Raw genomic sequence first — 18,153 nt, 5'->3', positions numbered from 1 at the left:
CGGCAGTTGAATAGGGGCAGAACCGCCCCTATACTCTGCGCGCATTTTGTCGGCACAAATTATGCCAAGTTATTGATTTCCGGCAGCCGACCATTGAGGAGCAAGAGTGATGGAAACCCGCACGCCAAACACGTTGCCGTTCCATCGCTTGGCTGTTTTTCCGGTTTTATTGGCTCAATTTGTCATTTCGCTGATCGCCGCTTTGGCGCTTTGGTACTGGCATGGAGTCGTTGCCGGATATTCAGGACTTTGCGGAGGCCTGATAGCCTTGCTGCCCAATATGTATTTTGCTCACAGGGCCTTTCGGTTTTCCGGCGCCCGAGCAGCCCAGGCGATCGTCCGGTCATTTTATGCCGGCGAAGCAGGGAAACTGATTTTGACGGCAGTGCTGTTTGCACTGACCTTTGCAGGTGTGAAGCCATTGGCGCCGCTGGCTGTATTCGGCGTCTTCGTGTTGACCCAACTGGTCAGCTGGTTCGCTCCCCTGCTAATGAAAACAAGACTTTCGAAACCTTAGGGCGTTTGAGGCAACCATGGCAGAAACAACCGCTTCGGGCTATATCCAGCACCACTTGCAGAACCTGACCTTCGGTCAGCTTCCTAATGGCGGCTGGGGCTTTGCCCACTCCGCAGCAGAGGCCAAAGAAATGGGCTTCTGGGCTTTCCACCTGGATACTCTGGGTTGGTCGGTCGCATTGGGTCTGATCTTCGTCCTGATTTTCCGCATGGCGGCAAAGAAGGCGACTTCCGGTCAGCCAGGTGCTTTGCAGAACTTCGTTGAAGTATTGGTCGAATTCGTCGATGGCAGCGTGAAAGACAGCTTCCATGGCCGTAGCCCGGTGATTGCACCGCTGGCACTGACCATCTTCGTCTGGGTGTTCCTGATGAACGCCGTCGACCTGATCCCGGTTGACTGGATTCCTCAGCTCGCCATGGCGATCAGCGGCGACCCGCACATCCCATTCCGTGCCGTATCGACCACTGACCCTAACGCTACCCTGGGCATGGCCCTGTCGGTATTCGCGTTGATCATTTTCTACAGCATCAAGATCAAGGGCATCGGCGGCTTCATCGGCGAACTGACCCTGCACCCGTTCGGCAGCAAGAACATCTTCGTTCAAGCCCTGCTGATCCCGGTGAACTTTCTGCTGGAATTCGTGACCCTGATCGCCAAGCCGATCTCCCTGGCTCTGCGACTGTTCGGCAACATGTATGCCGGCGAGCTGGTGTTCATTCTGATCGCTGTGATGTTCGGCAGCGGCCTGCTCTGGCTTAGCGGCCTGGGCATTGTTCTGCAGTGGGCGTGGGCTGTGTTCCACATCCTGATCATCACCCTGCAGGCCTTCATCTTCATGATGCTGACCATCGTCTACCTGTCGATGGCGCACGAAGAGAACCATTAAGACCAGTCTCGACTAGTCTGATGTCCTTCCCGGTCAAACGGGAAGGTAGGCCCTACCGGGCTATGAAACGATTTGTTTTACCGCTTTAAAATCTAAAAAACCTAAACCATACGACGTAAAAGTCGGGAGGAAAGATGGAAACTGTAGTTGGTCTAACCGCTATCGCTGTTGCACTGTTGATCGGCCTGGGCGCCCTGGGTACTGCCATTGGTTTCGGCCTGCTGGGCGGCAAGTTCCTGGAAGGCGCAGCGCGTCAGCCAGAAATGGTTCCAATGCTGCAAGTTAAAATGTTCATCGTCGCCGGCCTGCTCGACGCCGTGACCATGATCGGTGTTGGTATCGCTCTGTTCTTCACCTTCGCGAACCCTTTCGTTGGTCAACTCGCCGGTTAATCACTCGTCTTTTCGAGTGATTGGTGTGTTGTGCAACGAATGAGCGAGGTATTGGCGTGAACATTAATGCAACCATTATTGGTCAGTCCTTAGCGTTCTTGATTTTTGTCGTTTTCTGCATGAAGTTCGTATGGCCTCCGGTCATCGCAGCTCTGCACGAACGTCAGAAGAAGATTGCGGATGGACTGGACGCTGCAGCACGAGCAGCTCGCGACCTGGAGTTGGCCCAAGATAAAGCGGGTCAGCAACTGCGCGAAGCGAAAGCTCAAGCAGCCGAAATCATTGAGCAAGCCAAGAAACGCGGTAACCAGATCGTTGAAGAGGCTGTTGAAAAAGCCCGTATCGACGCTGACCGTGTGAAGGTTCAGGCTCAGGCCGAGATCGAGCAGGAACTGAACAGTGTCAAAGACGCGCTGCGTGCCCAACTGGGTGCCCTGGCCGTTGGCGGTGCTGAGAAGATCCTGGGTGCCACAATCGATCAAAACGCGCACGCGGAGCTGGTTAACAAACTGGCTGCTGAAATTTAAGCGAGGGCGATCATGGCAGAATTGACCACGTTGGCCCGACCTTACGCTAAGGCAGCCTTCGAGCACGCCCAGGCCCACCAGCAGCTGGCCTCTTGGTCAGCCATGCTCGGCCTGGCTGCAGCAGTGTCGCAAGACGACACCATGCAGCGCGTGCTCAAGGCCCCGCGACTGACGAGCGCAGACAAGGCCGCCACTTTTATTGAAGTGTGCGGCGACAAGTTTGATGTGAAAGTGCAGAACTTCTTGCACGTCGTTGCCGAAAACGACCGTCTCCTGCTTCTGCCGGAGATTGCCGCTCTGTTCGACCTGTACAAGGCCGAGCAAGAGAAATCGGTAGACGTTGAAGTGACCAGTGCTTTCGCATTGAACCAAGAACAGCAAGACAAACTCGCCAAGGTTCTCAGTGCACGACTCGACCGGGAAGTGCGCCTGCAAGTTGCGGAAGACAAATCCCTCATTGGGGGCATTGTCATTCGCGCCGGCGACCTGGTTATCGATGGCTCGATTCGCGGCAAACTCGCGAATCTTGCCGAAGCATTGAAATCTTGAGTTTGAAGGGGCAGCAGAGCAATGCAGCAACTCAATCCTTCCGAAATAAGTGAAATTATCAAGGGCCGCATCGACAAGCTCGATGTGACCTCCCAAGCCCGTAACGAAGGCACTGTCGTCAGCGTATCTGACGGTATCGTGCGGATTCACGGTCTGGCCGACGTAATGTCCGGCGAGATGATCGAGTTTCCGGGCGGCGTCTTCGGTATGGCCCTCAACCTGGAGCAGGACTCCGTAGGTGCCGTTATTCTCGGCGCATACCAGTCCCTGGCCGAAGGCATGAGCGCCAAGTGCACTGGCCGTATCCTGGAAGTTCCGGTTGGTAAGGAACTGCTGGGTCGCGTAGTCGACGCACTGGGTAACCCTGTTGACGGTAAAGGTCCACTGGGCAACACCGAGACCGACGCGGTCGAGAAAGTTGCTCCAGGCGTGATCTGGCGTAAGTCGGTAGACCAGCCTGTACAGACTGGCTACAAGGCTGTCGATGCCATGATCCCTGTCGGCCGTGGCCAGCGTGAGCTGATCATCGGTGACCGTCAGATCGGTAAAACCGCTCTGGCCATCGACGCGATCATCAACCAGAAAGACAGCGGCATTTTCTGCGTCTACGTAGCTATCGGTCAGAAGCAATCGACCATCGCCAACGTGGTTCGCAAGCTGGAAGAGAACGGCGCACTGAAGAACACGATCATCGTGGCTGCCAGTGCTTCGGAATCTCCTGCGCTGCAATACCTGGCTCCGTATGCCGGTTGCACCATGGGTGAATTCTTCCGCGACCGCGGTGAAGACGCACTGATCGTTTATGACGATCTGTCCAAGCAAGCAGTGGCTTACCGCCAGATTTCCCTGCTGCTGCGCCGTCCACCAGGTCGTGAAGCCTACCCAGGCGACGTGTTCTATCTCCACTCCCGTCTGCTGGAGCGCGCATCCCGCGTTTCGGAAGAGTACGTAGAGAAGTTCACCAACGGCGCAGTGACCGGCAAAACCGGTTCCCTGACCGCACTGCCGATCATCGAAACCCAGGCTGGCGACGTTTCCGCGTTCGTTCCGACCAACGTGATTTCCATCACCGACGGTCAGATCTTCCTGGAATCGGCCATGTTCAACTCGGGCATCCGCCCTGCAGTGAACGCCGGTGTTTCGGTATCCCGTGTGGGTGGTGCCGCTCAGACCAAGATCATCAAGAAGCTCTCCGGTGGTATCCGTACCGCTCTGGCTCAGTACCGTGAACTGGCGGCATTCGCCCAGTTCGCTTCTGACCTGGACGAAGCGACCCGTAAGCAACTTGAGCATGGTCAGCGCGTTACCGAGCTGATGAAGCAGAAGCAATACGCCCCAATGTCGATCGCTGACATGGCGTTGTCGCTGTATGCCGCTGAGCGTGGGTTCCTGACTGACGTCGAAATCGCCAAGGTTGGCAGCTTTGAACAAGCGCTGATTGCTTACTTCAACCGCGATCACGCCGACTTGTTGGCCAAGATCAACGTGAAGGGTGACTTCAATGACGAAATCGACGCTGGCCTGAAAGCCGGTATCGAGAAGTTCAAGGCCACCCAAACCTGGTAAGCCGCAGCGGGGGCCGCAAGGCTCCCGCTTGCTAACCTGATAGGTGTTACATGGCAGGCGCAAAAGAGATTCGCAGTAAGATTGCGAGCATCAAAAGCACGCAAAAAATTACCAGCGCCATGGAAAAAGTGGCGGTCAGCAAAATGCGCAAGGCACAAATGCGCATGGCTGCTAGCCGTCCTTATGCGGAGCGTATCCGCCAGGTAATTGGGCATCTGGCCAACGCCAACCCGGAATACCGCCACCCGTTCATGATCGACCGCGAAGTTAAGCGTGTGGGTTATGTGGTTGTGAGCAGTGACCGTGGTTTGTGCGGTGGTTTGAATACCAACCTGTTCAAGGCCCTGGTCAAGGACATGGCGGTAAACCGCGAAAACGGCGTCGAGATCGATCTGTGTGTAGTTGGTAGCAAGGGTGCGGCCTTTTTCCGTAACTTCGGCGGCAACGTCGTAGCAGCTATCAGCCACCTGGGTGAAGAGCCGTCGATCAATGATTTGATCGGCAGTGTGAAGGTGATGCTGGATGCATACCTGGAAGGCCGGATTGACCGCCTCTCCGTGGTATCCAACAAGTTCATCAACACCATGACCCAGCAGCCAACCGTGGAGCAATTGATTCCACTGGTGGCGACTCCGGATCAGGAACTCAAGCACCACTGGGACTACCTCTACGAACCAGACGCCAAAGAGCTGCTTGACGGCTTGATGGTGCGCTACGTGGAGTCGCAGGTGTACCAGGCGGTGGTCGAGAACAACGCAGCTGAACAAGCGGCGCGGATGATCGCGATGAAAAACGCTACCGATAACGCCGGTGATCTGATCAGCGATTTGCAGCTGATCTACAACAAGGCGCGTCAGGCTGCGATCACCCAAGAGATCTCGGAAATCGTCGGCGGCGCTGCCGCGGTTTAACGGTTCAAATATTCAGAGGATCCAGCTATGAGTAGCGGACGTATCGTTCAAATCATCGGCGCCGTTATCGACGTGGAATTTCCACGCGACAGCGTACCGAGCATCTACAACGCGCTGAAAGTACAAGGCGCGGACACTACTCTGGAAGTTCAGCAGCAGCTGGGCGACGGCGTAGTTCGTACCATTGCGATGGGTTCCACCGAAGGCTTGAAGCGCGGTCTGGACGTTGTCGACTCTGGCGCAGCCATCTCCGTACCGGTCGGTAAAGCGACCCTGGGCCGGATCATGGACGTACTGGGCAACCCGATTGACGAAGCTGGCCCGATCGACACCGAAGAGCGCTGGGGCATTCACCGTCCAGCACCTTCGTTCGCGGAACAAGCTGGCGGCAACGACCTGCTGGAAACCGGCATCAAGGTTATCGACCTGGTTTGCCCGTTCGCCAAGGGCGGTAAAGTCGGTCTGTTCGGTGGTGCCGGTGTAGGCAAGACCGTAAACATGATGGAACTGATCCGTAACATCGCCATCGAGCACAGCGGTTATTCCGTGTTCGCCGGTGTGGGCGAGCGTACCCGTGAGGGTAACGACTTCTACCACGAGATGAAGGACTCCAACGTTCTGGACAAAGTGGCACTGGTTTACGGTCAGATGAACGAGCCGCCGGGTAACCGTCTGCGCGTAGCACTGACCGGCCTGACCATGGCCGAGAAGTTCCGTGACGAAGGTAACGACGTTCTGCTGTTCGTCGACAACATCTACCGTTACACCTTGGCCGGTACTGAAGTATCCGCACTGCTGGGCCGTATGCCTTCCGCAGTAGGTTACCAGCCGACCCTGGCCGAAGAGATGGGCGTTCTGCAAGAACGTATCACTTCGACCAAGGAAGGTTCGATCACTTCGATCCAAGCGGTATACGTACCTGCGGATGACTTGACTGACCCGTCGCCAGCCACCACCTTTGCCCACTTGGACGCCACCGTCGTTCTGTCCCGTGACATCGCTTCCCTGGGTATCTACCCAGCGGTCGATCCACTCGACTCGACTTCGCGCCAGCTGGACCCGAACGTGATCGGCCAGGAGCACTACGACACCGCTCGCGGCGTTCAGTACGTGCTGCAGCGTTACAAAGAACTGAAGGACATCATTGCGATCCTGGGTATGGACGAGCTGTCGGAAGCCGACAAGCAGTTGGTAAACCGTGCTCGTAAGATCCAGCGTTTCTTGTCGCAGCCGTTCTTCGTGGCTGAAGTCTTCACCGGTGCCTCGGGTAAATACGTTTCCCTGAAAGACACCATTGCTGGCTTCAAAGGCATCCTCAACGGTGACTACGACCACCTGCCAGAACAAGCGTTCTACATGGTTGGCGGCATCGAAGAAGCGATCGAGAAAGCCAAGAAACTGTAATCCAAGCGCCCGGAAACGGGCGCTCATCAGGTTGAGGCAATCAGATGGCTATGACAGTCCATTGCGATATCGTCAGCGCGGAAGGGGAAATCTTCTCCGGTCTGGTAGAGATGGTGATTGCACACGGCGAACTCGGTGACCTGGGTATTGCCATGGGTCACGCGCCGTTGATCACCAGCTTGAAGCCGGGTCCGATCACTCTGACCAAGCAAGGCGGGGAAAAGGAGGTGTTTTACATCTCCGGTGGTTTCCTTGAGGTTCAGCCGAACATGGTCAAGGTACTTGCCGACACCGTGCAACGTGCTGGCGACCTGGATGAAGCCTCCGCTCAGGAAGCCGTCAAGGCTGCCGAGAAGGCCCTGAACGAAAAGGGTGCGGACTTCGACTACAGCGCTGCTGCTGTACGTCTGGCCGAGGCTGCAGCCCAGCTGCGCACGCTCCAGCAGATCCGCAAGAAGTAAGCGGCCACGCCGTCTTGTTTCATGTGCGATTGATTAAAAAGGGTAGCCTCGGCTACCCTTTTTCTTTTTCAGCCATACACTTCTCTGGTCTGACGTCGGACCGCCCAGGATTGGTAGCCATTCATGTCTCTTGAAATCGTCATTCTCGCCGCAGGCCAAGGCACCCGCATGCGTTCGGCCCTGCCCAAGGTGCTGCATCCTGTTGCCGGCAACTCCATGCTTGGCCATGTTATCCACAGCGCCCGGCAGCTCGATCCACAGCGCATTCATGTGGTGATCGGCCACGGTGCCGATGTGGTGCGTGAACGCCTGGCCGCGGACGACCTGAATTTCGTATTGCAAGACCAGCAACTGGGCACCGGCCACGCCACTGCGCAAGCCGTGCCATTTATCACCGCCGACACCGTGCTGATCCTCTACGGTGACGTGCCGCTGATCGAAGTGGAAACCCTGCAACGCCTGCTCAAGCACGTAGTACCTGGGCAGATGGGCCTGCTCACCGTTGAACTGGAAGACCCGACGGGCTATGGCCGTATCGTGCGCAACGCTGACGGCAAGGTCGCGGCCATCGTCGAGCATAAAGATGCCAGCGAAGCCCAGCGGGCCATCACCGAAGGCAACACCGGAATCATGGCGGTGCCTGCCAATAAGCTCGCCGACTGGATGAGCCGCCTGTCCAACAACAACGTCCAGGGCGAGTATTACCTCACCGACGTGATTGAGATGGCCGTGAGCGATGGCCTGCTGGTCGCCACCGAGCAGCCCCTCGACCCGATGGAAGTGCAGGGCGCCAACGACCGCAAGCAACTGGCCGAGCTGGAGCGTCACTACCAACTGCGTGAAGGCCGTCGCCTGATGGCCCAGGGCGTGACCCTGCGCGACCCGGCGCGTTTCGATGTACGCGGCGAAGTGACCGTGGGCCGCGACGTGCTGATCGACATCAACGTGATCCTCGAAGGCCGCGTAATCATCGAAGACGACGTGGTGATCGGCCCGAACTGTGTAATCAAGGACAGCACCCTGCGCAAAGGCGTGGTGGTCAAGGCCAACAGCCACCTGGACGGCGCGGTGATGGGTGAGGGCAGCGATGCCGGCCCGTTCGCCCGCCTGCGCCCTGGTAGCGTGCTGGAAGCCAAGGCCCATGTGGGTAACTTTGTCGAACTGAAAAACGCCCACCTGGGCGAAGGTGCCAAGGCCGGTCACCTGACGTACCTGGGCGATGCGGTCATCGGCGCGCGCACCAACATCGGTGCCGGCACCATCACTTGCAACTACGATGGCGCCAACAAGCACGTCACCGTGTTGGGCGAAGACGTGTTCATCGGCTCCAACAATTCGCTGGTGGCCCCGGTGAAGGTGGGCGATGGCGCCACCACGGCGGCGGGCTCCACCATCAACCAGGATGTGGATAACTTGCAGCTCGGTGTGGCCCGCGCCCGCCAGCGCAACATCGACGGCTGGAAGCGCCCGGTCAAAATCAAGAAGAGCTGAGTTATCCACAATTTCACCCTTAACAAATATCTAGTGTGGGAGCGGGCTTGCTCGCTCCCACATTTGGTTTGTGATGGATTGAAAATTTTGCATGTCCTGCTTGACGACGTTAAGCCAATAGGTTTTGATTGCCTTCGTTATCTTTCGAAACGAAACTTATCATCACCATGTCGAAACGAAATACACCCCAACGCCGCCACAACATCCTGGCCTTGCTCAATGAACAGGGCGAAGTCAGCGTGGACGAATTGGCCAAGCATTTCGAAACCTCGGAAGTGACCATCCGCAAGGACCTGGCTGCCCTCGAAAGCAACGGCCTGCTGCTGCGTCGCTACGGTGGCGCCATCACCATGCCCCAGGAATTGGTCGGCGACGCTGCCCAGCCCATCTCGGTGTACAAGCGCGCCATCGCCCGTGCCGCCGTGATGCGCCTTCGCGAACACGCCCGCATCATCATCGACAGCGGCAGCACCACCGCCGCGATGATCCCCGAACTGGGCCACCAGCCCGGCCTGGTGGTGATGACCAACTCCCTGCACGTGGCCAGCGCCTTGAGCGAACTGGAACACGAACCGGTGCTGTTGATGACCGGCGGCACCTGGGACCCTCACTCGGATTCGTTCCAAGGCCAGGTCGCCGAGCAGGTGCTACGGTCCTATGACTTTGACCAGCTGTTCATCGGCGCCGACGGCATCGATCTGCAGCGCGGCACCACCACCTTCAACGAACTGCTGGGCCTGAGCCGCGTCATGGCCGAAGTCGCCCGGGAAGTCGTGGTGATGGTCGAATCCGACAAGATCGGCCGCAAGATCCCCAACCTGGAACTGCCCTGGAGCAGCGTCCATACCCTTATTACCGATGATCGCCTGCCGCTTGAGGCCCGCGACCAGATCCAAGCCCGCGGCATTACGCTGATATGCGCGGCAATCATCTAGGAGAAACAACATGTGTGGAATTGTTGGCGCAGTCGCCGAACGTAACGTAACTGCCATCCTGCTCGAAGGCCTCAAGCGCCTGGAATACCGTGGCTATGACAGCGCCGGCGTGGCGGTCTTCACCAACGCCGGCAAGCTGGAGCGCATGCGCCGTCCGGGCAAGGTCAGCGAGTTGGAACAGGCCCTGGCCGGCGAGCCGCTGGTCGGTCGCCTGGGCATTGCCCACACCCGCTGGGCGACCCACGGCGCACCGTGCGAGCGTAACGCCCACCCACACTTCTCCGGCGACCTGGCGGTGGTGCACAACGGCATCATCGAAAACCACGAAGTGCTGCGCGAGCAACTCAAGGGCCTGGGCTACGTGTTCACCTCGGACACCGACACCGAAGTCATCGCCCACCTGCTCAACCACAAACTCAAGGACCACAGCGACCTGACCACCGCCCTCAAGGCCACGGTCAAGGAACTGCACGGCGCCTACGGCCTGGCCGTGGTCAGCGCGAGCCAACCCGACCGCGTGGTCGCCGCCCGCAGTGGCAGCCCGCTGGTGATCGGCCTGGGCCTGGGGGAAAACTTCCTCGCCTCCGACCAACTGGCCCTGCGCCAGGTCACTGACCGCTTCATGTACCTGGAAGAAGGCGATATTGCCGATATCCGCCGTGAAAGCGTGCAGATCTGGGACGTGAACGGCAACACCGTCGAACGCGAAGCCGTGCAGTACCGCGACGGCGCCGAAGCGGCCGACAAAGGCGAGTTCCGCCACTTCATGCTCAAGGAAATCCATGAGCAGCCAGCCGTGGTGCAACGCACGCTGGAAGGCCGCCTGAGCCAGAACCAGGTGCTGGTCAACGCCTTCGGCCCACAAGCCGCCGAGCTGTTCGCCAACGTGCGCAATGTGCAGATCGTCGCGTGCGGCACCAGCTACCACGCTGGCATGGTTGCCCGTTACTGGCTGGAAGAACTGGCCGGCATCCCGTGCCAGGTCGAAGTCGCCAGCGAGTTCCGCTACCGCAAGGTGGTGGTGCAGCCCGACACCCTGTTCGTGACCATCTCCCAGTCCGGCGAAACCGCCGACACCCTGGCCGCCCTGCGTAACGCCAAGGAACTGGGCTTCCTCGCCAGCCTGGCGATCTGCAACGTCAGCATCAGTTCCCTGGTACGTGAATCCGACCTGACCCTGCTGACCCAGGCCGGCCGCGAAATCGGCGTCGCCTCCACCAAAGCCTTCACCACCCAACTCGTTGGCCTGCTGTTGCTGACCCTGTCCCTGGGCCAAGTGCGCGGCACCCTCGCCGAAGGCGTCGAAGCCACCCTGGTCGAAGAACTGCGCCGCCTGCCCACCCGCCTCGGCGAAGCCCTGGCCATGGACAGCACCGTGGAAAAAGTCGCCGAGCTGTTTGCCGACAAGAACCACACCCTGTTCCTCGGCCGTGGCGCGCAATACCCGGTGGCGATGGAAGGCGCGCTCAAGCTCAAGGAAATCTCCTACATTCACGCCGAAGCCTACCCGGCCGGCGAGCTGAAACACGGCCCACTGGCCCTGGTGGATGACGACATGCCGGTGGTCACCGTCGCGCCGAACAACGAACTGCTGGAAAAGCTCAAGTCCAACCTGCAGGAAGTGCGCGCCCGTGGCGGCCAACTGGTGGTGTTCGCCGACGAAAAAGCCGGCATGACCAACGGCGAAGGCACCCACGTCATCAACATGCCGCACATCAACGACATCCTCTCGCCGATCCTCTACACCATCCCGCTGCAACTGCTGTCGTACTACGTTGCCGTGCTCAAGGGCACAGATGTGGATCAGCCGCGTAACCTGGCGAAGTCGGTGACGGTGGAGTAACCCCGCTTATCCTGGAGGCCCGCCGTGGCTACTAACAATAAAGATTGACACTTAACAATAAAGATTGACACGCCGTAACATAGATTGACACAAGGCCGAAACCCCCGTATTTACGGGGTTTTCCATTTTTTGGCTGAGCCATCGGTCTAGATTCTCCGCTTCGTTCCGCTCCGGGAGTAGGCTAAAGAGGGCTGTACCATGAACAGGTGGTGGGCGATTTTTTCCTATAACTATTTTTCAGGGCGAGGAGAGGCGGTCCCGGCGGACGAAGGAGGTAGCATTGCGCGGTCGTAGGTTTTCGTCTGAGACAGATATTCAGCGGCATATTTCGAATGGATTCGGTAGCGGAGCTGGTGCCAGTTATCTGCCGTGGCTGCGCGTCCAAGACGTGCCTTCCAGAGGACGCTCCCACAAGATCCAAGGTGTGAAGATCGATCGCCTCCATCACCTCTTTTCCGACCTAGAGCGCGCCTATTTTTTGGTATGTGAATTTTCGGAAAATGTTGTGGATATACGCGAGCAGTATCCATTGCTACCGCGAGAAAGTGCTCAAGCAATCGCGAGCTCTATGGGAGTGCGATACCCGAAGTATCCGAAGACAGTGCTTCCTTACGTTATGACCACGGATTTTTTATTAACGATAAAAAAGCCCGATGGCAGCTTTAAATCCGTAGCCAGAACAATTAAATACCGCACTGACCTCGAAGGCAAAAAAGCCAGGAGGACGTTGGAAAAATTTGAGATCGAAAAGCGTTTCTGGACTGGCCAACACGTTGATTGGGCCATTGTCACTGAAGAAATGTTCAGCCCCGATTTGATCAAGAATTTAGGCTTACTCAGGAAGTTCGCTCAACTGCCGCGCGCCTTGGCAGAGCCATCATTACACACAGATTTTCTGGGGCACTTAGCGAGCTGTCGTCCCTACCCGTGGAGTACTGCTGAATCTCTGCGAAAGATTGCCGCACGTTTATTTATCTCCTATCAAGACTCTCGGGCTTTATATCATCACCTGATATGGGCTAAGTCGATCAAGGTAGATTTGGTTGGTACTCCCATTCAAATGACTGCGCCACTACCAACATTTGAAATCATTGAGAAACCAATGAAAATTTCACTGACGGCGGAGGGCCTATCATGAAAGTCCAAGTCAATGATTGTTTCGAACCGCTTACTGAGTTTTCCGTCGTGCCGGGCTTCGTTAGGGTCTTGTACCTCAATGAGCGATACGATGCGGTCGTTTTGATCCAATTAACGGATCCGCCCCGCCAGCCGATTGGTTTAGGCCTGGAGGAGCTTCGCGGATCCGTCATTGCAGGTGATACGAAGCTAGCCAAGGTCGTTACGCCTGAGTTTCTCTTAGTGTTAGAGGATGACTTGGATGAGAAAAAGAAGCGGGAAAGGGATGAAAAGTGGAACATCATCGCACCCCTGATCGACTCAGATTATCCAGGTCAGATATTCGCTCCTGGTGAGATGGGTCAAATGGTCGGCGCTAGAGCTGTTGAGCTCGGTATACAGCGCAAGAGCATCTATCGACTTCTGTACCGTTACTGGATCAATGGCCAAGTTCGAAATGCGCTCTTGAAAAACTATGCGGGCGTCGGAGTTCCTGAGCGCAAGTATGATCCCGCAAAGCCCCCAGGTAGGAAGCCAAGGTATCAAGGTATTGCCGTTTCACCGACCAAGGTTATCGATGCCGTGGATAAGCGCTGTATCCGTATCGGCTACTCGTTATTTGTCGGGGATAAGACTTCTACGATAACCAACGCCTATGTTGAGATGCTCAGGAGGTTCTATACCGCGAAAGACCTGTCGAAAAATCCAGAATCAGGCGGTCGTTTGCTACCCGAATCGGAAATTCCTTCCTTTAGACAGTTCGATTATTGGGGAAAGCAATATTTCGACGAGGTTGAAACTGAACGTGGCCGTAAGGGAATGCGTAAGTGGCTAAAAGATTGCCGCCCCCTTTCTGGAACCGTCCGTGACTGGCTTCGTGGCCCCTGCCATCAGTTTGAGATCGATGCCACCATTGCGGACATTTATCTCGTGAACGGATACTCCAGGCGAATGCTCATTGGACGGCCGGTTGTGTACGTCGTCATTGATAGCTTTTCCGGCATGATCGTCGGTCTCTACATCGGATTAGAGGGCCCGAGTTGGAACGGAGCCAGGCAAGCGCTTTTCAACGCTTTCACTTCGAAGGTTGAGTTTTGCGCTACCAATGGGGTCACAATCGATTCAGGGGAATGGGCCTGTCATCACCTCCCACATCACATCTACGCTGATCGAGGCGAGATGTTGGGGAAAGCAGCTGAGGGTCTTGCCACTGGCCTGAATATCGAGCTGGGAATCGCTCCGCCTTACCGCCCTGACTGGAAGTCGATGGTTGAGAGCCGGTTCGGTATCCTGAACAACCTGACAGGCATCAGGTGGCTTCCTGGTGGTGTAGCTGCTAGGGAGAAGGAACGTGGCGAGCGAGATTACCGACTCGATGCAACGCTGAGCATTAAAGAGTTCACCAAGATTATCATCCAGTGTGTCCTTCACTATAACCGCTTCAACAGGCAGCCCGACAGGCTCACTCAAGAGATGATGAACGACGGTGTCGATCCGACGCCGTCAGGTATCTGGACTTGGGCATTAGAAAATGGTCATGTCGAACCAAACAATCATCCCGACGAGCTGGTCTATCTCCATTTGCTTCCGCGCGAGCAAGCGACGGTGCAAAAGGGTGGTGTGCTATTCCGAGGGATGCACTATGTCTGTGATGTAGCGATCGAGAACAACTGGTTTGCGAAGGCCCGTAGCCGCGGGGTTTGGTCGATAGAGTGTTGGTATGACCCAAATTCCTCAGCACATATCTGGATTCGGGGAGACAACAAACAGTTCATCCGTTGCGATTTGCGTAAGTCTGATAGCAAGTATGCTGGTTATCGATCCGATGAGATTTTCGATCTGCTCGAAGCTTACCGCCAGACTCCACCGACTCATAAACGCGCTGAGTTGGAGAGTCGGATTTCGCTGCTGGAGGAAGTTAATCAAGTCGTCAGCGGTGCGATCGCTGAGCGAAATGATGAGCCAGCGCCTGCGACCAAAGCTGAGATGATTGGAAATATTCGTGAGAATCGCGCCGTTGAGCGCCTCAAGGAGCGTGAGACCGCCCATGTGCCAGAGGGTGTAAGGATTGAATCGCCTGTGCTCAAGACAGAGATCTCCCAAGATCGCTCAGAAAACTTTGCCGGCCCTCGCAGCGCTCAGGTTATCGATATGCTCAAACGCCTGCGCCCAGGACAAAACTCATGAAAGGCGCCCAAGTTTTCGCAAGCTACACGAAGCAGGCGATAGCGGACTACGCGGGAAATCCACTCATCGAAGCGCTGCCACCGATCTTCTCAGAAGAGGTGGCAATGCAACTAATCTCGAACTTCCCCCGTCCTGTTGATCCAGAAGAGCTGACCCTCGACCGATCGACTCGGGTTCACTGCATCGACCGGTTGAGAACGGTGGTCCAGCCTTTGTTGGTCCACATGGATCTGGAGTCCGTATTTTCATTGCTGGTACGACGTGGGTACGTCGGACGCAACCCGACCTCTCCAGACACTGTCAGACATCTTCACTCACTTTCGGGCGCACAGCGCTACCACGATGGATTTAAGTCCACTGCCGAAACGTTCAGTCTGGTTGGCCTTAGTGGCATTGGAAAGTCCACCGCACTCGAAGCCATTTTGAGTCTCTACCCTCAAACGATTCGCCACGAGCGTTATGAAGGAAAGCAGTTCGTTCATACCCAGATCACCTGGCTCAAGCTTGACTGCCCCCGAGATGGTTCGCTGGCAGGCTTCTGTCAGCAATTTTTCTATGCGGTCGGGCGAGCTTTAGGTGATGAGGATTACTACAAGCGGTATAGGGCTCGGAACATCAATGACTCGTTGCAACAAATGGAACAGGTTGCGAGTACATTTTTCATCGGAGCTTTGCTGATCGACGAACTTCAGAACCTGCACCTCGCGAAAACTGGGGGCAAGGACAACATGCTGAATTTCTTCCTCCATCTAGTGAACAACATCGGAATTCCTGTGGTGTTCATCGGGACAAATTCGATGATCAGCCTATTTTCGGACGTCATGCGCAACGCAAGGCGTTGCTGCGGCGTCGGGGTACTCGAATTTAAACGTTTTGAGAAGGACGATGACGAGTGGCGCATGCTTGTTGAAAACCTCTGGAGCTATCAGTGGTACCAGCAGCCGGTCGAACTGACAGAGGATGTGTTTGATGCGCTGTATGAGCATACACAAGGGGTCACCGACTTTTTGGTGAAGCTTTTGGTGCTCAGTCAAAGGTATGCGATCCAGAGTGGTTCGGAATGCGTTACCGCCGAGACAATTGCGTTGGTGAGCAACACCAAGATGCAGATATTGAAGCCAGCTTTGTCCGCTCTGCGAAGCCGAGATCCGAAACGGATGCGGCAGTTCGATGATTTGCTTCCGATTGAAGACCAACTAAGCGACATGATGGCGTTCGATGGTGTGGCTCGGCCGGAGCGACTGGCATTGCTGCGCAGTGTCATCAGTCGCAGCGACAATAGTGCTACCAAACCTAATGTGGCGGCCGTTAACCAAGTCAAATCGCAGTCACCTGCGGCGGTGGCGGTTGAGACCTCAGAGGCACAGGCGCTAAGTGAAAGTGAAGACTCCATTGAGGCGTTGAAGAGCGCCGGTTGGATAAGCAGTGATCTCTTTGAGTTTTCTCCGTTGTATCGGAAGGGGTGAATTAAGGGTGACGAAATGGGGCTCAAATTCCATTTCTTTCCGGCCGTTTTCCACGATGAGACGCTTCACAGCGTTCTCTCAAGATACGCCCGGCTCTGTGGCGTACGTAGTTGCGCAGCAGTTTTCGATGGAGCGCAGTCCGCGAAATGCTTTTCGCAGAACGTTGCTTTTCCATGTCGACTAGCTGAGCTTGTCGAGGCGCTGCCGTGTGATACAGGCTTATCGCTAGCCGCTGTTATAAAGCGCCATACGCAACTGCCCTACTACGAACCTTTTTTGACCCCGCAACAGGTGGACGACGCCAATATCTTGATGGCGGGAAACGGCAAGGGGTTGATGCTAAGGTTGGGGTTAATCGCGAGCCGACTCGAGTTTGCTTCGAGAGTGCGATTTTGCTTCGACTGTGTCCAACAGGACATGGCCTGTGTGGGAGCAGCGTACTGGCACCGTGTGCATCAGCTTCCAGGCGTTTTGATCTGTCCCCACCATGGAACCCCGTTGAGGTTCCTTGATTACCGCTGGTTGAGCAGAAACTCTCGAAGAATGCATTTACCGGACGATGAGGACGTTCAGTCTCACTCCATTTCGCTAGACATCCCTCAAAATCTACAAAGTGCTCTGCAAGAAATAGCGCAGCGTTCGATGCAGGTGCTTGAGACCGATGTTCCGCCATTATGTCCTGATGCGATTCGCTCGGTGTTTCTGGATAGCGCTATTGCCTTGAAAATGGCTTCCGATACTGGTCGGCTGCACTTAGGCATTTTGGCGCGACACATGTCTGCGTTCTTTGAGGCGCTCCCCTCCTCAGGGGAATACTCGATACTGAGCAAGTCGTCTGCGGATATACCGGCGGCCTGGATTGTGAAGCTTTTGCGTAAGCCGAGGGGCACCCATCATCCGCTGAAATTCATCCTGCTGGCCTGTGCGCTCAAGGTCGATATGGAAAGGATACTGCGGCCAAACGGGCCTATTACCGAGTCGCTTAGTCGAACAGCCAATAGCGAAACTCCTGGTGGACGAGCTGCCAACAGATCTCCAACCAATCGCTCAAGCACCAATGAGTATATGAGTGAGGCATCTGAAACGATCTGGACGCTGGCGCTCATGGGGGCTAACGCTAAGACCATAGCGTCAGAAACAAGGAGCTCGGTTACATGCGTCTACCGAATGATACGCGCGATTTCGTATGGACCTGACCTATGGAAAGAGGCGAGGCTTTCGAAACTGCTGGTTGATAGGAGGAACCGATTTGACGGGGAATACAGAGCTCGCCTAGCTCATGAGTGTCGAGATTATGTGTGGCTTCATCGAAACGATCGGCAATGGCTGTCCGAGCTTACACAAGAGCCAGGAAAAGCCCACAGACCGCGCGGACAGCAGGCAGAAAGATTCAAAGACCTCGACCTTGACCTTGCCAACGAAGTGGTTCAATGCGCTGAAATGTTACGAGCGCTTCCAGGTAAACCTGTCCGCATCTCACGGACAAAAATAGGCAGAGAGCTTCATGTGTTATCTAGGTTTGAAAAGCAGCTCAACAAGCTGCCGCACTGTGCGGCTGCACTGGCAGCCGAATGCGAAACCCTTGATGCATTCCATCGGCGGCGCCTGAGCTGGGCCGAGCGGAAGCTAAAACTTGACGGCAAGCCAATCACTCAATCAGCGCTGTATCGAACAGCGTGTCTCAGAAAACTCCAAATATGAGTGAAGGCACCCTGATCCGCGTATGAATATTGCTCTGTAACGCCGTCGGCACAAGCCTCTATATATATGAGCTGTGCGTGGATTCGATGTGTGAATTTTGACGAGGCGTGCAGTGAAAGTATTTATATGTGTGGTGTATTGTATTTGTAACCGTCCGGCCAGCACCCTCTCCTGACAGCCCTCCAAATTGGCCAAGATAGT

General features: G+C 56.0%; 16 protein-coding genes and 1 pseudogene. All 17 read left to right on the top strand.

Annotated elements, in window-relative coordinates; genetic code table 11:
* Positions 1-109: 109 nt before the first annotated feature.
* On the top strand, positions 110-517 hold the full coding sequence (locus NUV89_RS04745; RefSeq protein WP_017528671.1) for a F0F1 ATP synthase subunit I: 408 nt from the start codon (positions 110-112) through the stop codon (positions 515-517).
* A 16-nt stretch (positions 518-533) separates the two neighbouring features.
* Entirely contained in the window at positions 534-1,403 is an 870-nt protein-coding gene (gene atpB, locus NUV89_RS04740) for a F0F1 ATP synthase subunit A (RefSeq protein WP_017736231.1), read from the top strand.
* Between the two features lie 134 nt (positions 1,404-1,537).
* Positions 1,538-1,795 carry a F0F1 ATP synthase subunit C gene (gene atpE / locus NUV89_RS04735; RefSeq protein WP_002555987.1) on the top strand — a complete coding sequence of 86 codons (258 nt, stop codon included), beginning with the start codon at positions 1,538-1,540 and terminating at the stop codon, positions 1,793-1,795.
* Positions 1,796-1,851: 56 nt separating this feature from the next.
* Positions 1,852-2,322 carry a F0F1 ATP synthase subunit B gene (locus NUV89_RS04730; protein WP_017736230.1) on the top strand — a complete coding sequence of 157 codons (471 nt, stop codon included), beginning with the start codon at positions 1,852-1,854 and terminating at the stop codon, positions 2,320-2,322.
* Between the two features lie 12 nt (positions 2,323-2,334).
* Entirely contained in the window at positions 2,335-2,871 is a 537-nt protein-coding gene (locus NUV89_RS04725) for a F0F1 ATP synthase subunit delta (protein ID WP_017736229.1), read from the top strand.
* Between the two features lie 21 nt (positions 2,872-2,892).
* Positions 2,893-4,437, top strand: coding sequence for a F0F1 ATP synthase subunit alpha (gene atpA, locus NUV89_RS04720; RefSeq protein ID WP_010207686.1), 1,545 nt, complete (start codon positions 2,893-2,895; stop codon positions 4,435-4,437).
* A gap of 50 nt (positions 4,438-4,487) precedes the next feature.
* Positions 4,488-5,348: a F0F1 ATP synthase subunit gamma gene (gene atpG, locus NUV89_RS04715; RefSeq protein WP_010565870.1), complete on the top strand. Its 861-nt coding sequence runs from the start codon at positions 4,488-4,490 to the stop codon at positions 5,346-5,348.
* A 27-nt stretch (positions 5,349-5,375) separates the two neighbouring features.
* Complete coding sequence (gene atpD, locus NUV89_RS04710; RefSeq protein ID WP_010207684.1) at positions 5,376-6,752, top strand: F0F1 ATP synthase subunit beta; 1,377 nt, start codon at positions 5,376-5,378, stop codon at positions 6,750-6,752.
* Between the two features lie 44 nt (positions 6,753-6,796).
* Positions 6,797-7,213 (top strand): F0F1 ATP synthase subunit epsilon, encoded by a 417-nt coding sequence (locus NUV89_RS04705; RefSeq protein WP_003177061.1) that lies wholly within the window; start codon positions 6,797-6,799, stop codon positions 7,211-7,213.
* 123 nt (positions 7,214-7,336) lie between these two features.
* The gene (gene glmU, locus NUV89_RS04700) at positions 7,337-8,704 is read left to right on the top strand and encodes a bifunctional UDP-N-acetylglucosamine diphosphorylase/glucosamine-1-phosphate N-acetyltransferase GlmU (protein WP_257780471.1); all 1,368 of its coding nucleotides are present in this window, start codon (positions 7,337-7,339) and stop codon (positions 8,702-8,704) included.
* 167 nt (positions 8,705-8,871) lie between these two features.
* Positions 8,872-9,639, top strand: a complete 768-nt coding sequence (locus NUV89_RS04695) for a DeoR/GlpR family DNA-binding transcription regulator (protein WP_257780470.1) — start codon at positions 8,872-8,874, stop codon at positions 9,637-9,639.
* 10 nt (positions 9,640-9,649) lie between these two features.
* Positions 9,650-11,482, top strand: a complete 1,833-nt coding sequence (gene glmS, locus NUV89_RS04690) for a glutamine--fructose-6-phosphate transaminase (isomerizing) (RefSeq protein WP_257780469.1) — start codon at positions 9,650-9,652, stop codon at positions 11,480-11,482.
* 280 nt (positions 11,483-11,762) lie between these two features.
* Entirely contained in the window at positions 11,763-12,620 is an 858-nt protein-coding gene (locus NUV89_RS04685; protein ID WP_032857196.1) for a TnsA endonuclease N-terminal domain-containing protein, read from the top strand.
* Positions 12,617-14,785, top strand: a complete 2,169-nt coding sequence (locus tag NUV89_RS04680; protein ID WP_032857197.1) for a Mu transposase C-terminal domain-containing protein — start codon at positions 12,617-12,619, stop codon at positions 14,783-14,785. Before NUV89_RS04685 ends, NUV89_RS04680 begins: the two co-directional genes overlap by 4 nt.
* Positions 14,782-16,251, top strand: coding sequence for an ATP-binding protein (locus tag NUV89_RS04675; RefSeq protein ID WP_032857199.1), 1,470 nt, complete (start codon positions 14,782-14,784; stop codon positions 16,249-16,251). Before NUV89_RS04680 ends, NUV89_RS04675 begins: the two co-directional genes overlap by 4 nt.
* 15 nt (positions 16,252-16,266) lie before the next feature.
* Positions 16,267-16,740, top strand: a pseudogene (locus NUV89_RS29800) (TniQ family protein); the annotation flags it as partial.
* A gap of 54 nt (positions 16,741-16,794) precedes the next feature.
* On the top strand, positions 16,795-17,952 hold the full coding sequence (locus tag NUV89_RS04670; RefSeq protein WP_306108736.1) for a TnsD family Tn7-like transposition protein: 1,158 nt from the start codon (positions 16,795-16,797) through the stop codon (positions 17,950-17,952).
* Positions 17,953-18,153: the final 201 nt, after the last annotated feature.

Source organism: Pseudomonas sp. 18.1.10, assembly GCF_024655625.1.
GTDB lineage: Bacteria > Pseudomonadota > Gammaproteobacteria > Pseudomonadales > Pseudomonadaceae > Aquipseudomonas.
This window is presented reverse-complemented; position numbering and strand designations above follow the sequence as displayed.